The organism is Streptomyces sp. NPDC051563 (genome assembly GCF_044454225.1).
In the GTDB taxonomy this organism is placed as follows: domain Bacteria; phylum Actinomycetota; class Actinomycetes; order Streptomycetales; family Streptomycetaceae; genus Streptomyces.
This window is the reverse complement of record NZ_JBITDL010000004.1, coordinates 285,407-300,221: the sequence shown is the minus strand read 5'-3', so window position 1 is coordinate 300,221 and position 14,815 is coordinate 285,407. Positions and strand designations below refer to the sequence as shown.

The following is a 14,815-nucleotide window of genomic DNA, read 5'->3' as shown; positions in this document are numbered from 1 at the left end:
AAGGGGGCCGCTCGCGTGAGTGTGCTCGACGAGATCATCGAAGGGGTCCGCGAAGACCTTGCCGAACGGCAGGCGCGCGTCAGCCTCGACGAGCTCAAGGAGCGTGCCGCCAAGGCGCCCCAGGCCAAGGACGGCGTCGCTGCCCTGCGCGGCGACAGCGTCAAGGTGATCTGCGAGGTCAAGCGTTCCAGCCCCTCCAAGGGTGCGCTGGCCGCCATCGCCGATCCGGCCGGGCTCGCCGCCGACTACGAAGCGGGCGGTGCGGCGGTCATTTCCGTCCTCACCGAGCAGCGCCGTTTCGGTGGCTCGCTGGCCGACCTGGAGGCCGTCCGCGCCCGCGTGGACATCCCGATCCTGCGCAAGGACTTCATCGTCACGGCGTACCAGCTGTGGGAGGCCCGCGCCTACGGCGCCGACCTCGTGCTGCTGATCGTCGCGGCCCTGGAGCAGGAGGCCCTCGTCTCCCTCATCGAGCGGGCCGAGTCCATCGGCCTCACCCCGCTCGTCGAGGTCCACGACGAGGAGGAGATCGAGCGTGCGGTCGCGGCGGGCGCCAAGATCATCGGCGTCAACGCCCGCAACCTGAAGGACCTCAAGGTCGACCGCTCCACCTTCGAGCGGATCGTCGGCGAGATCCCGGCCCACATCGTCAAGGTTGCCGAGTCCGGCATCCGCGGGCCGCACGACCTGATCGCCTATGCGAACGAGGGCGCGGACGCCGTCCTCGTCGGGGAGTCCCTGGTGACCGGCCGCGACCCGAAGGCGGCCGTGGCCGACCTCGTCGCCGCCGGCGCCCACCCCGCCCTGCGCCACGGGCGGAGCTGACCCGCACCCATGGCCCGAAACCGCCCCTCCGTCCGCACCCGACCGGGCTCCGGCCTGGCCGGCGTGCCGACGGCGCACGCGCCCCTGGCGCGCGGCTGCCGCCCTCGCGGCTGCCGCGCCCCGGCCCGGCGCGTGCGCGGGCGGCGGGTCCGGTACGTGATCGGCTCCGAGCCCGGTCAGGTCAACGGCATGCGATGGCGACCCGGAGCCGCGTCGTAGCGGGACCCGCCGGACGGTGTACTCCGTACACCGCGCCCGTCGGCGTCCCGTCACGGTCCGTTCCCCCGAGCCGCCGGCTCCGGGGCGGGCCGCTCCGCACCCTCGTACGCCCATGCCCCAGCGGGGTGTGCGCATCGCGGGCGGACGGCGCAATACGGTGAAGACATCCGCGTCGCATCCGTAGGAGTACCTGGGCATGTCCAGCGCCAGCAGTTTCTTCATCCCGGACCCCGAGGGTCACCTCCCCAACGCCGAGGGCTACTTCGGCGACTTCGGCGGCAAGTTCATCCCGGAGGCGCTCGTCGCCGCCGTGGACGAGGTCGCCGTCGAGTACGAGAAGGCCAAGGGCGACCCGGCCTTCGCGGCCGAGCTCGACGACCTGATGGTCAACTACACCGGCCGTCCCAGCTCCCTGACCGAGGTGCCGCGGTTCGCCGGGCACGCGGGCGGGGCGCGGATCTTCCTCAAGCGCGAGGACCTGAACCACACCGGCTCGCACAAGATCAACAACGTGCTGGGCCAGGCGCTGCTCACCAAGCGCATGGGCAAGACCCGCGTCATCGCCGAGACCGGCGCCGGCCAGCACGGCGTGGCCACCGCCACCGCCTGCGCCCTGTTCGGCCTCGAGTGCACGATCTACATGGGCGAGATCGACACCCAGCGCCAGGCCCTGAACGTGGCCCGGATGCGGATGCTCGGCGCCGAGGTCATCGCGGTGAAGTCCGGCTCCCGGACCCTGAAGGACGCCATCAACGAGGCGTTCCGCGACTGGGTCGCCAACGTGGACCGCACCCACTACCTCTTCGGCACGGTCGCGGGCCCGCACCCGTTCCCCGCGATGGTCCGCGACTTCCACCGGGTCATCGGCGTCGAGGCCCGCCGCCAGATCCTGGAGCGCACCGGGCGCCTCCCCGACGCGGTCGCGGCCTGCGTCGGCGGCGGCTCCAACGCCATCGGCCTGTTCCACGCCTTCATCCCGGACGCCGACGTCCGCCTGGTCGGCTTCGAGCCCGCCGGACACGGGGTCGAGACCGGCGAGCACGCGGCGACGCTGACCGCGGGCGAGCCGGGCATCCTGCACGGATCGCGCTCCTACGTCCTGCAGGACGAGGAGGGCCAGATCACCGAGCCGTACTCCATCTCGGCCGGTCTGGACTACCCGGGCATCGGCCCCGAGCACTCCTACCTCAAGGACGCCGGCCGCGCCGAGTACCGTGCGGTCACCGACGACCAGGCCATGCAGGCCCTGCGCCTGCTGTCCCGCACCGAGGGCATCATCCCGGCCATCGAGTCCGCGCACGCCCTCGCCGGCGCCCTGGACCTCGGCAAGGAGCTCGGCAATGACGGGCTGATCGTCGTCAACCTCTCGGGCCGCGGCGACAAGGACATGGACACCGCCGCCCGCTACTTCGACCTGTACGACGCCGAGACCACCGGCGCTGCCGAGGGGGAGACCAAGTGAGCGGCACCATCGAACTCCTCTCGGCCACCCTCGCCAAGGCCAAGTCCGAGGACCGCGCGGCCCTCGTCGCCTACCTCCCGGCGGGCTTCCCGACCGTGGACGGGGCCATCGAGGCCGTCAAGGCCGTCATCGCCGGCGGCGCGGACGTGGTCGAGATCGGCCTCCCGCACAGCGACCCGGTCCTGGACGGCGCCATCATCCAGACCGCCGACGACATCGCCCTGCGCGGCGGAGTCAAGATCGCGGACACCCTGCGGACCGTCCGCGAGGCGTACGAGGCCACCGGCGCCCCGATCCTGGTCATGACGTACTGGAACCCGATCGACCGCTACGGCGTCGAGCGGTTCACCGCCGAGCTCGCCGAGGCGGGCGGCGCCGGCTGTATCCTGCCCGACCTGCCCGTCCAGGAGTCCGCGCTGTGGCGCGAGCACGCGGCCAAGCACGGTCTGGCGACCGTCTTCGTCGTGGCTCCCAGCAGCAAGGACGAGCGCCTCGCCACCATCACGGCGGCCGGTTCCGGCTTCGTCTACGCCGCTTCGCTCATGGGCGTCACCGGCACGCGCGAGTCCGTCGGCAACCAGGCGGCCGACCTGGTCGCCCGTACCCGCGCCACCAGCGACCTGCCGGTCTGCGTGGGACTGGGCGTCTCCAACGCCGCCCAGGCCAAGGAGGTCGCGGGCTTCGCCGACGGCGTGATCGTCGGCTCCGCCTTCGTGAAGCTGCTGCTCGACGCGCCGGACCTGCCCGCCGGGCTGGCCGCCGTGCAGGCGCTGGCGGGCGAGCTCGCCGAGGGCGTGCGCCGGAGCTGAAGCGTGCGCCGGGGGCCCGGGCGTGCGCGCCGGGGCCCGCGGGCGGCGCGTTCGATCGGGCAGACGGACCCCTGAGCGGGTTCCGTAGCCCGATCGGGTGGAAGTAGGGGCAGGGAGGCACGAGAGTGCCTCCCTGCTTCGTTTGGCCGAACGTGAGCGACATGAACGACGGTGCGAACCGCGATGCGACGAAACGATCGGCCCGCGAGCGACTCCAGGTGGAGCGCGAGCGGCAGAAGGCCAAGGACAAGCGACGGCGGACCCTCGTCGTGTCGGCGGCGGTGGTCGGCGTGCTCGGGCTGGCGGCCGTCGTCGGCCTGATCGCGGCGAACACCGGCAAGGGCGGGTCCTCCGCGAAGGGCGGCCCGGCGGTCGCCCCGTCGGGGGCCACGGGCAAGGACGCGCTCGCCATCCAGACCGGGAAGGACGAGGCCCCCTCCACGCTGACCGTGTGGGAGGACTTCCGCTGCCCGGCCTGCAAGGCCTTCGAGACCAACTACCGCGACACCATCCACGAGCTGGAGGCCAAGGGCCTCCTCAAGGTCGAGTACCACCTCGTCACCCTCATCGACGGGAACATGGGCGGCAGCGGCTCCCTCAAGGGCGCCAACGCCGCGGCCTGCGCCCAGGACGCCGGGAAGTTCTCCCCGTACCACGACGTGCTCTTCGAGAACCAGCCCGAGGAGACCAACGACGCCTACGGCAAGAACGCCAAGCTGCTGGAGCTGGCCGGGAAGGTCGACGGCCTGGACACCCCCGCCTTCCGCACCTGCGTCGAGGACGGCACGCACGACAGCTGGGTGAACAAGTCGCAGGACGCCTTCCGCGCGGGCAAGTTCCGCGGCACCCCGACCGTGCTGCTCGACGGCACGGACATCTTCGCCGACCAGGCCAACCCGCTGACCCCGCAGAAGCTGAAGGAGAAGGTGGAGGCGGCCGGCAAGGGCGGCCCCGGCGGGGTGAAGGGCTCCCCGTCGGCATCGGCGTCGGCGTCGGCATCCGGTGCACCGGCCAAGTCCGGGTCGCCGTCGCCGTCCGCGTCGGGCTCGGGGAAGGCCTCCTCCGGCCGCACGGCCACGCCCTCGGCCTCCGCGGCCCGCTCGGCGGGACGGTCGGCCACCGGCGGTTCGGGCTCGGCCGACGCCTCGCCGGACCACGCCGGGATGCCCATGGACCACTGAGAGCCGTCTCGATTCGGCAGCAGCTTGCCGGGCGGGTTGCGGTCCCCACCGTCCGGCAAGGTAGCGTCGGCTCTTGCCATGAACCTTGCCTTCATTCCCAGTCCGTCGACGGGCGTGCTCCATCTCGGGCCGATCCCGCTGCGCGGCTACGCGTTCTGCATCATCATCGGCGTCTTCGTCGCCGTCTGGCTCGGCAACAAGCGCTGGATCGCGCGCGGCGGTAAGCCGGGCACGGTCGCGGACATCGCCGTGTGGGCCGTGCCGTTCGGCCTCGTCGGCGGTCGCCTCTACCACGTGATCACCGACTACCAGCTCTACTTCGGCGAGGGCCGCGACTGGGTCGGCGCCTTCAAGATCTGGGAGGGCGGCCTCGGCATCTGGGGCGCCATCGCGCTGGGCGCGGTCGGTGCCTGGATCGGCTGTCGCCGGCGCGGCATCCCGCTGCCGGCCTGGGCCGACGCCCTGGCCCCCGGCATCGCGCTGGCCCAGGCCTGCGGACGCTGGGGCAACTGGTTCAACCAGGAGCTCTACGGCCGCGCCACCGACCTGCCGTGGGCGGTGAAGATCAGCGACGGCCCGAACCGGGTCGCCGGGACCTACCACCCGACCTTCCTCTACGAGTCCCTCTGGTGCATCGGTGTCGCCCTGCTCGTGATCTGGGCGGACCGCCGCTTCAGGCTCGGACACGGGCGCGCGTTCGCGCTGTACGTCGCCGCGTACTGCGTGGGCCGCGGCTGGATCGAGTACATGCGGGTCGACGAGGCGCACCACATCCTGGGCCTGCGGCTCAACGTGTGGACCTCGATCGTCGTCTTCGTGCTCGCCGTGGTCTACCTGGTGCTGTCGGCGAAGCTGCGGCCGGGCCGCGAGGAGGTCGTCGAGCCGGACACCGGCGCCGTGGCCGGCGCCAAGGACGGGGACACCCCGGCCGGGGACGCCGCAGCCGAGGGTGACGAGGCCACGTCCAAGGAGGCCATGTCCAAGGACGAGGCCGGCGCAAAGGCGGACACCAAGGCAGGGGACAAGCCTGCGGGCGAGGTCACTGCCGAGGACGGGGACGAGGTCACGGCCGACGCCGCGGCCGATGCCGCGCGGGTGGACGCCGAGGGTGAAGCCGTAGCCGACGGTAAGGACAAGGCCGCGGCCGAGGTCCCCGGGGCCAAGAAGCTCTGACCGGAGCAACGGTCGAACGGGAGGGGCGCCGCGCACACCGCGCGGCGCCCCTCCCGTTTTCGCGTGCGCCGGGTCAGGACAGCACCGGTGCGTCGCGGCGGGACAGGGCCACGACTCGTTCCGCGCCCGCCAGCATCGCCGGGTCGACGAAGCGGCCGTCGGGGAGGGCCACCGCGCCGGGGGTGCGGCGGGCCGCGGCCACGATCTCCTCGGCGGCGCTGACCTCCGCCGGGCCGGGCAGGTAGGCCCGCTCGATCACCGGGAGCTGGCGCGGATGGATCGCAGCGCGGCCCAGGAAGCCGAGGGCCCGGCCCCGGGCGCAGGAGGCCGCCAGCGCCTCCAGGTTCCGGATGTCGGGGAACACCGACTGGGCCGGCGGCGCCAGCCCGGCCGCGCGGGCCGCGACCACCACCCGGGAGCGCGGCCAGTCCAGGCCCGACTCCGCGGTGACGCCCAGGTCGGCCCGTAGATCGGCCTCGCCCAAGGACAGGCCGCGCAGGGCGGGATGCGCGCGGGCGATGTCGTAGGCCCGTTCCACGCCGATCGCCGATTCGAGCAGGGCGTAGAGGGCCACCCCGGGGGCGCGGTCGGCGGTGGTGGCGATCTGCTCCGGCGCGGAGATCTTCGGCAGGCGCAGCCCGGCGAGGCCGTGCAGCCCGCCCAGCGCGCTGAGGTCGGCGCCGCCCCAGGGGGAGTCCAGGGCGTTGACGCGTACGTGGACCGGGACCGGATGCCGGTCGCCGAGCAGTTCGGCGGTGGCGGCGCGGGCGTACTCCTTGCGGGAGGCCGACACCGCGTCCTCCAGGTCCACGATGACGGCGTCGGCCCCGGCGTGCAGGGCCTTGGACACCACCTCGGGGCGGTCGCCGGGTACGTAGAGCCAGGTCAGGATCATAGGGCTCCTTCCGTGCGCAGTGCGGTGATCTCGGCCGGGGAGAGGCCGATCTCGGCGAGGACGGCATCGGTGTCCGCGCCGTGCGGGCGGCCCGCCCAGCGGATGGCGCCCGGGGTGTCCGAGAGCCGGAAGAGGACGTTCTGCATGCGGATCGGGCCCAGTTCCGGGTCCTCGACCTCGGTGATGGTGTCCAGGGCCGCGTACTGCGGATCGGCCATGACGTCCCGTACGTCGTAGACCAGCGCGACCGCGGCCTCGGCCTCCTCGAAGGCGGCCGTCACCTCGTCCGCCTTGTGGCGGGCGATCCAGCCGCCGACCGCCTCGTCGAGCACGTCCGCGTGGCCGGCCCGGCCGGCCCCCGAGCCGAACCAGGGCTCGGAGATCAGTTCCGGCCGCCCCACGAGCCGCATCACGCGCTCCGCGATGGACTGGGCGGAGGTGGAGACCGCCAGCCAGCGGCCGTCCAGACTGCGGTACGTGTTGCGGGGGGCGTTGTTCGTGGAACGGTTGCCGGTGCGCGGCTGGACGTAGCCGAGCTGGTCGTACCAGAGCGGGTGCGGTCCCAGGACGGTCAGGATCGGCTCGATGATCGCCAGGTCCACCACCTGCCCGTGCCCGGTGCGATCGCGCCCGGCGAGCGCCGCCATCACGGCGTACGCGGTGGTCAGCGCGGCGATCGAGTCCGCGAGCCCGAACGGCGGCAGGGTCGGCGGCCCCTCCGGCTCCCCGGTGATCGCCGCGAAGCCGCTCATCGCCTCCGCGAGGGTGCCGAAGCCGGGGCGGTGGGCGTACGGGCCCTCCTGGCCGAAGGCCGTCACGCGGGTCAGGATCAGCCGCGGGTTCGCGGCCGACAGCTCGGGCCAGCCCAGACCCCAGCGCTCCAGGGTTCCGGGGCGGAAGTTCTCGATCACCACGTCGGCGGTGGCGGCCAGGCGCAACAGGGTGTCCCGGCCGCCGGGGGTGGACAGATCGAGGGTCATCGTCCGCTTGTTGCGGCCCAGGAGCTTCCACCAGAGGCCGATGCCGTCCTTGGCGGGGCCGTGGCCGCGGGAGGGGTCGGGGCGGGTCGGGTGCTCGACCTTGACGACCTCGGCGCCGAAGTCGCCGAGGAGGGTGGCGGCGAGGGGGCCGGCGAAGAGGGTGGCGAGGTCGAGGACGCGGAGCCCGTGCAGGGGCGGGACGGCGGCGGTGCCGGTGTCGGTGTCGGTGCCGGTGCCGGTGTGGGCCCCGGGGTCCGTCCCGGGGTCGGTGGCGGCCCGGCCGGCGGGGGTCACGAGGCGGCTCCGGAGCGGGCGAAGGCATCGGTCTGGGAGCGGGCCGGCATCGAGTCCTGGGCACCGGGGCGCTGGACGGACAGGGCGGCGGCCGCCGAGGCCCAGCGCAGGGCCTCGGGCATCGGCCGGCCCTCGCCCAGGGCCACCGCGAGCGCCCCGACGAAGGTGTCACCGGCGGCGGTGGTGTCCACGGCCCGTACGCGCGGCGCGGGCACGGACAGCGGCTCGCGGCCGCGGGCGGCGTGGAGCACCCCGGCGGCGCCCAGGGTGACGACCACCTCCGGCACGTCCTGGAGCAGGGCCGCCGCGGCCAGGTGCACGTCGGTGAGCCCGGTGAGTGCGGTGGCCTCGTGCTCGTTGGGCACCAACAGATCGGTGGCGGCCAGGAGTTCGGCGGGCAGCGGCTGGGCGGGGGCCGGGGTGAGGATGGTCCGTACCCCGTGGGCACGGGCGGCGAGGGCGCCCGCGAGCACGGCCTCCAGGGGCAGTTCGAGCTGGAGGAGCAGGGAGTCGGCGGCGCCGATGCTGGCGGCGTCGCCCGGTTCCAGGGAGGTGACGCGGGCGTTGGCGCCGGGGATGACGATGATGCTGTTGCCGCCCTCGTCGTCCACGGTGATGTGCGCGGTGCCGCTGGCGCCCTCGACGGTGCGCAGGGCCGCCGTCTCGACCCCGGCGGCGGCGAGCGCGGCACGCAGCCGGATGCCGAACTCGTCGGCCCCGACCGCGCCGATCATCACCACCTCCCCGCCCGAACGGGCCGCGGCGACGGCCTGGTTGGCGCCCTTTCCGCCGGGCACGGTGCGGAAGGAGCGGCCGGTGACGGTCTCCCCGAGGCGGGGGGCCTTGGGGACGTAGGCGACGAGGTCCATGTTGGTACTGCCGAGCACGGCGATGGCCGTCATGAGCGGGCTGCCTCCTGTGCGGTGAGGTGGGCGAGGGTGTCGAAGCCGATGCCGTCGAAGCCGGGGACGCTGGTGGCGAGGCGGTTCTTCAGCGGGGCGGTCCAGCGGTGCGGGAGGGCGTCGGCGGAGCCGGCGACCAGTCCGGCGAGGGCGCCGGCGGTGGCGCCGTTGGAGTCGGTGTCCCAGCCGCCGGACACGGCGCGGCAGACGGAGCGGCCGAAGTCCCCGTCGGCGTGGGTGAGGGCGGCGGCGATCACGGCGGTGTTGGGCACGGCATGGACCCAGTGGTAGTGGCCGTAGCGGGCGTGGAGCAGATCGACGACGGTATCGAAGCCGGCGTCGGTGGCGTACGCGTCCGAGGCGCCGCGGATCCCGAAGCGGACGGCCTCGGCGAGGCGGGAGCCCGGCGGTACGGCGGCCAGGCCGGCCCGGAGCGCGGTGTGCACATCGGCCCGGCCGGTGGCCGCGGTGGCGGTGGCCGCGGCCACGAACGCGGCGGCGTGGGCGCCGTTGCCGGTGTGGGTGAGGGCGGCGTCCCGGTGCGCCTGGGCCGCGGCGGCGGCCGGATCGCCCGGGTTGGTCCAGCCGTGGACGTCGGCGCGGATCAGGGCGCCGATCCATTCGCGGAACGGGTTGTGGTGGGTGGCGGTGAGCGGGGGCTCCAGCCCGAGGAGCAGATTGCGGTACGCGACCCGCTCGGCGGTGAACGTCCGGCCGGCCGGCAGCTCGTCGAGCCAGAGCCGACCGACGTCGGCGGTGGTGAAGCCCTTGCCGTGGCGCTGGAGGAGGAGCAGGCCGAGGAGGGGGTAGTTGAGGTCGTCGTCCTCGGGAGTGCCGTCGATGTTCTCGGCGAGGGAGGTGGGGGCGGAGCGGCGGTTCCAGGGGTGGGCGGCGAGCACCTCCGGCGGTACGCCGCGCTCGGTGAACCAGTCCCCGAGCGGCCAGTTCCCGGCGGCCCGGGCCAGCGCCCGGATCCCCTCCAGCGGCAGCTTCTCCACGGGCTTCCCGAGCACACACCCGACGGCCCGGCCGAGCCATGCGGCCTCCAGCCTGCGACGCAGGGCGGGGTCGGGGTCGGGGGCGGGGCCGCCTGCGGCGGCTGGTGCGGCCACGGCGGCTGCTGCGGCCACAGCGGAGCCCGGGCTCGCGGAGTCCTGCCTGGGCCCGGAGCCGTGCCTGGGGCCGGAGGCATGGCGGGGCCCGGAGTCATGGCGGGGCCCGGAGTCATGGCGGGGCCCGGAGTCGTGCCTGGGGCCGGAGGCATGCCTGGGGCCGGAGGCATGCCCGGGCCCGGAGGCATGCCCAGGTCCGGAGTCATGCCCGGGCCCGGTTCCGCGCCCGGGCCCGGAACCGGGGCTGGGCGTGGAACCGGGGCTGGGCCCGTATCCCGGCTCGGGGCTGAGCGCGGCGCCGGGCCGGGGACGGAGTGCGGGGCCGGGCCTGGAACCGGCTCCGGCCTCGGCTTCGGCGGGGGAGAGTTCCCCCACCCCGCCCCTTCCCGAAACCAGGGGCAAGCCCCTGGACCCCGGTGCAGAGCCCGGCCCTTCGGGCGGGAGCGGGGCCTGTTCGGGAGCCGTGCCTTCGGATGCGTGGGAGAGCACGGCCAGGGTGCTTCCGGGCGGCCGGGCGGGTCCGGTGGAGGCCGAGGGGGCAGGGAGGGCGGCCAGGGCCGTCAGGAGGTCGGTGGCCAGGGCTCGGAGTTCCGGCGGGGCCGGGGTGGGCGAGGCGCCCGCCCGGGCCGGGGCGAGGTGGCCGCCCGCCGCGAGCCAGACGCGCAGCAGCGGCTCCGCGGCCTCCCCGCGGCCGTCCTCGACGGCCTGCCGGAACTCGTGGCCGACCAGGTCCTCGGGCTGAACCCAGGTCAGCCGGACGGCTCCGGAGCCGGCGCCGTGGTCGGCCTCGGCGCCGGCCTTGCTACCCGGCCGGGTCCCGCCCCCGGCCCCGGTTTTGGGTCCGGGCGCGGGTCCAGGTCCAGGTCCAGTCTTGGGCCCGGCCTCGGCCCCGGCTCCGGGTCCGGCCCCGGCCCTGGTCTTGGTCCCGGGCCCGGCCCCGGGTCCGGCCCCGGCCTTAGGCCCGGCTCCGGGCCCGGACCCGGTCTTGGCCCCGGCCCCGGCGTTGGTCCCGGGCCCGGCCTCGGTTCCGGCCTCGGTCGGGGTCTCGGTCGCGGTCCCGGCCCGGGAGGCTGGGGCCGGGAGGGCGGGGTCCAGGGGCTTGCCCCGGGTTTCGGGAAGGGGTGGGGTGGGGGAATCTCCGGCCCGGGCAGGGGCAGGGGGTGCCGCTCCCGGGGTGCCTTGGGGGAACGGGGGCGGGCCGAGTAGTAGTGGCGGGGGTGGCGGAGCCGTTGGGTGCGTGGCTCGGGTCGGGGGGGTCGGCGTCGGAGCCGGGCCGTGGGGCCTCGCTCCCCGGGCCCCCTGGGGGAGCGCAGCCGGGCCGCGGGGCTCCGTGTCGGGCCGGGGCGGCTCGGCGCGGGCGGGCCCGGGTGCGTCGGTGTCGGCGGGTGTCGGCGGGGGCGCCGGGCAGGCAGGGGTCATCGGGAGGCCGTCAGGGTGGTGAAGGCGGCTTCGTGGGTGTGGCGGCGGGCGCGGTCGCGGGCGAAGACCTCCCGGGTGACCGTGGAGAGGGCCGCCGCCGGGGCGTGCAGGTCCAGGCGGCTGGCCTCCGCGACCCGGTCCGCCCAGGCGGGCGGGACGGCGGAAACGCCCGACAGGGCTCCCGCGATCGCACCGGCCATGGTCGCGATGGAGTCGCAGTCGCGGCCGTAATTGACCGCGCCGAGCACGGAGGTCTCGTAGCAGCCGTCGGCGACGAGCAACATGCCGAGCGCGACCGGGAGTTCCTCGATGGAGTGCAGGCGGGAGGGGCGGCGTGCGCCCAGGGACGGAGCGCGGTAGTCCGGGCCGACCGAGTCGTACGGCGCGACCGCCGCCCGCAAGGGAGCCAGCGCCGACTCGAAGTCCCGGTGGCCGGAGGCGACTTCGCAGACCGCCGCGATGGCCGCGCGGGTGCCGTCCTTGGCCAGGGAGAGGGCGGTGTCGACCACCGAGGCCGCCGTGGCGCCCGGGATGCAGGCCGCCGCCACCGCCGCCGCGAACACGCCCGCCGCCTCCCGCCCGTACGAGGACTGGTGCGCGCCCGTGACGTCCAGGGCCTCCGCGTACGCCCCGGCCGGATTGCCCGCGTTGACGAGGCCGACCGGCGCCATGTACATGGCCGCACCGCAGTTGACGATGTTGCCGTTGCCCGCCTCCCGCGGGTCCGCGTGCGCGTAGTGCAGCCGGGTCACGATCCACTTCTCGGCGAGGAAGATCCGCTGGAGGGGGAGGGCGTCCGCCTCCAGTTCCGGGATCCAGCGGGGGGTCGTCATCAGGTCCGGGACCAGGTGCTCGGCGATCGCGTACGCGTCCAGGTGGTCCCGTACGGCCTCGTACACCCGTACCAGCGCGTGCGTCATCAGGGTGTCGTCGGTGACGTGGCCGTCGCCCTTGTGGTACGGGGCGATCGGGCGGGCGTTGCGCCAGTCCTCGTGCCACGGGCCGACGATGCCGCGCACCCGGCCGCCGTGCCGCTCCACGATCTTTTCCGGGGTCCAGCCCTCCACCGGGCCGCCGAGCGCGTCGCCGACGGCCGCGCCGACGAGGGCGCCGGTGATCCGGTCGTCCAGGGTGGGGGAGGTGGTGGTGGTGGCGGGGGTCGGGTCCGGGTTCACGGGGATCAGGGTCGTCATGTCCGGGGCTTTCCTTGGGTCTTGGGTGAGGTGAGTTCCGTACGGGCGAGCAGCGCGGCCAGTTCGACGAGGTCGGTGCCCGCCAGACGGGGGAGGGCGCAGCCGGAGAGGGTGCGGCACGCTTCGCGCCAGGCGGCGGGGAGCGAGTCGCCGCCGCCGAGGGCGCCGGTCAGCGCACCGGCGAGGGCGGGGGCGGAGTCCGCGACGCGCGACAGGCAGGCGGCCGCCGGGACCGCCTCGCCGACCCGGCCGCGGGCGGCGGTCGCGAGGGCGAGGGCCACGGGGACGGTCTCCGCGGCGGCGATCCCGTAGCTGTAGACGTGGTCGACGATCTGGTGCTCCAGGAGCGGGACGATCGCGAAGGCCCCGCCGGTCCCGCCGGCCGTCTCGGCGCGGGCGAGCTTCACCGCGTGCCGGGCGTTGCGGCCGATCTCGGTGGACTCCGGGAGCTGCGCGAGGGCTGCGTCGACGGCGGCGTCGGTGTCGGAGGCGGTACAGGTTCCGCTGCCCGCGAGGGCGGTGGCGATGGCGGCGGCCATGGCGCGGGCACCGTGCACCCCGTCGCCGTCCTGGGTGTAGCGGGCGTCGAACTCCGCGAGGTCCGCCGCGGCCCCGGGGTCCCCGGGATGGACGACGGCGAGGACGCAGGCACGGATGCAGGCGGCGTCGTCGAAGTAGTGCGGGTTGTCGTGGCCGGTGGCGGGCGGCCGCAGGCCGGCGGCGAGGTTGCCGAGGCCGGCCCGGACCGAGATCCGGGCGCGGAGGGGGAGGACGGCGGACTCGACCTCGGGCGCGCGTTCCGCCGCCGCCGCGACCTCGCTGGCCAGCGCGTTCCAGGCGAGGTCGATGGCGGCGCGCATGCGGCGGGACCGGGAGAGGTCGCTGAGCAGCACGCCGGCGGCGGTCAGCACGGACTCGGCGGCGAAGGCCGCCCACTCGGCGTCGTCGGAAGGGCCGAGGCGCAGGGGCTCCGGGGGCTGGTTGAGGGCGATGGGGACGGGGAGCGTGGTGGTGGCGTTCTGCTCGGCGAAGGTGTCGAGCTCCCGGGTGAGGCGGCGGGTCCACTCGGGCATCCGGCTCGCCCGGTGCCGAGCGGCGGGCCACCCGGCGGCATCGCCCGCGGCGAGCCCGAGCAACAGCCCCTCGATCCGCCGGGGCCCCGCGGGGGCGGCCCCGGGGGCCGCCTGGGGGAGCGGAGCGGCTGCCGCTGCCGCTGTACGGGGCTGCGCGTCCTGCGGGGTCGTGCGGGCCGGGGTGCCGGGTCCGGGGCCGGCTTCCGGTGCGGTGGTGCCGGCCGTGGCGCACGTTCCGGAGGCGGTCCAGGGCCCCGGTGGTGCGGTGAGCGGGCCCGGGGTGGCCTGCGGCCCGGCGGTGGGTTCCTGGGCGCGGGCCGACGCGCCGGTGCCGGGGGTGGCCCGTGCCTCGGATGGGGCCGTGTGGGCCGGTGCGTGCGGCGGGGCGGCGAGCGGGCCCGGCGTGGCGTGCGCGGGGGCGGTGCGGGGCTCCGCGTTCCCGCTCGCCCGGGTGCCCCGGCCGAAGGTGCTCGCGGGGGCGCCGCCCAGGGGTGCGAGGCCGGGCACGTCCGCCGCATCGGGGGTACGGACCTGCGTGCGCGCCGGGGCGTCGTGCCCTGCGCGGGCCGGCTGCGGGCCGGGGGGACTCTCCCCGTACCCGCCCCTTCCCGAAACCGGGGGCAGGCCCCCGGGCCCCCGGACCGGCGCCCCGGGGGTGCCCCGTACCGCGGTCGCGGCGCGCCGGAACTCGGGCACCGGCGTGCCCGCCCCCCACCCCGGCCCGGGCCGGCCGTCCGCGGCGGCGGACCCGCCCGGCTCCCCGGACACCTCCCGGCCGCCAGCGGCATCCGGCATCCCCGCGCCCCCCGGGATCGCCGTACCGCGCACGGTCCGGGACTCCGCACCGCCACCGGGCGCCACCCCGGCCGGGTGTTCGCCCTCCGGGGCGCCCCCCGAGGGGGCACCGCCCTGTGGGTCCGACCCGCCCAGGGTGTCGTCCTCCGGGCTGCGCCCGGTCGGGGCGTCAGCTCGTGGGTCCGGCCCGCCCGGGGTGTCGTTTTCAGGGCTGCGCCCGGTCGGGACGTCAGCCTGTGGGTCCGGCCTGGTCGGGGCACTGCCCTGCGGTTCCGGCCCGCCCAGGCTGTCGCTCTCCGGGCTGCGCCCGGTCGGGACGTCAGCCTGTGGGTCCGGCCTGGTCGGGGCACTGCCCTGCGGTTCCGGCCCGCCCAGGCTGTCGCTCTCCGGGCTACGCCCGGTCGGGACGTCAGCCTGTGGGTCCGGCCTGGTCGGGGCACTGCCCTGCGGTTCCGGCCCGCCCAGGCTGTCGCTCTCCGGGCT

Annotated in this window: 10 protein-coding genes and 2 pseudogenes; 6 read left to right on the top strand and 6 right to left on the bottom strand. The window is 75.7% G+C overall.

Translation table 11 applies throughout. The features are described from left to right. The first annotated feature begins 15 nt into the window (after positions 1–15). From trpC to lgt, 6 genes and pseudogenes are all read left to right on the top strand, one after another. Complete coding sequence (gene trpC / locus ACIA8F_RS07330) at positions 16–825, top strand: indole-3-glycerol phosphate synthase TrpC (protein ID WP_250743801.1); 810 nt, start codon at positions 16–18, stop codon at positions 823–825. 9 nt (positions 826–834) lie between these two features. Next, the gene (gene trpM / locus ACIA8F_RS07325) at positions 835–1,044 is read left to right on the top strand and encodes a tryptophan biosynthesis modulator TrpM (protein WP_254383616.1); all 210 of its coding nucleotides are present in this window, start codon (positions 835–837) and stop codon (positions 1,042–1,044) included. 196 nt (positions 1,045–1,240) lie between these two features. Beyond that, positions 1,241–2,506, top strand: coding sequence for a tryptophan synthase subunit beta (gene trpB / locus ACIA8F_RS07320; protein WP_399377259.1), 1,266 nt, complete (start codon positions 1,241–1,243; stop codon positions 2,504–2,506). Then, on the top strand, positions 2,503–3,315 hold the full coding sequence (trpA, locus tag ACIA8F_RS07315; RefSeq protein WP_399377258.1) for a tryptophan synthase subunit alpha: 813 nt from the start codon (positions 2,503–2,505) through the stop codon (positions 3,313–3,315). The genes trpB and trpA overlap by 4 nt, the downstream gene beginning before the upstream one ends. Positions 3,316–3,476: 161 nt before the next feature. Beyond that, a pseudogene (locus tag ACIA8F_RS07310) lies at positions 3,477–4,262 on the top strand (DsbA family protein); the annotation flags it as partial. 312 nt (positions 4,263–4,574) lie between these two features. Continuing rightward, positions 4,575–5,381 (top strand): annotated as a pseudogene (gene lgt / locus ACIA8F_RS07305) (prolipoprotein diacylglyceryl transferase); the annotation flags it as partial. 361 nt (positions 5,382–5,742) lie between these two features. Here lgt and ACIA8F_RS07300 read toward each other — a convergent pair. The 6 genes from ACIA8F_RS07300 to ACIA8F_RS07275 all read right to left on the bottom strand — a co-directional run bounded on the left by ACIA8F_RS07300 (position 5,743) and on the right by ACIA8F_RS07275 (position 14,044). Beyond that, a complete protein-coding gene (locus tag ACIA8F_RS07300; protein ID WP_399377257.1) occupies positions 5,743–6,564 on the bottom strand; it encodes an HpcH/HpaI aldolase/citrate lyase family protein in 822 nt (273 codons plus the stop codon). Beyond that, positions 6,561–7,736 (bottom strand): CaiB/BaiF CoA transferase family protein, encoded by a 1,176-nt coding sequence (locus tag ACIA8F_RS07295; protein WP_399377350.1) that lies wholly within the window; start codon positions 7,734–7,736, stop codon positions 6,561–6,563. Before ACIA8F_RS07295 ends, ACIA8F_RS07300 begins: the two co-directional genes overlap by 4 nt. 98 nt (positions 7,737–7,834) lie before the next feature. After that, complete coding sequence (gene rbsK, locus ACIA8F_RS07290) at positions 7,835–8,740, bottom strand: ribokinase (protein ID WP_399377256.1); 906 nt, start codon at positions 8,738–8,740, stop codon at positions 7,835–7,837. Beyond that, a complete protein-coding gene (locus ACIA8F_RS07285; protein ID WP_399377255.1) occupies positions 8,737–10,254 on the bottom strand; it encodes an ADP-ribosylglycohydrolase family protein in 1,518 nt (505 codons plus the stop codon). Before ACIA8F_RS07285 ends, rbsK begins: the two co-directional genes overlap by 4 nt. Positions 10,255–11,267: 1,013 nt before the next feature. Next, entirely contained in the window at positions 11,268–12,464 is a 1,197-nt protein-coding gene (locus ACIA8F_RS07280) for an ADP-ribosylglycohydrolase family protein (RefSeq protein ID WP_399377253.1), read from the bottom strand. Beyond that, positions 12,461–14,044, bottom strand: a complete 1,584-nt coding sequence (locus ACIA8F_RS07275) for an ADP-ribosylglycohydrolase family protein (RefSeq protein ID WP_399377252.1) — start codon at positions 14,042–14,044, stop codon at positions 12,461–12,463. The genes ACIA8F_RS07280 and ACIA8F_RS07275 overlap by 4 nt, the downstream gene beginning before the upstream one ends. Positions 14,045–14,815: the final 771 nt, after the last annotated feature.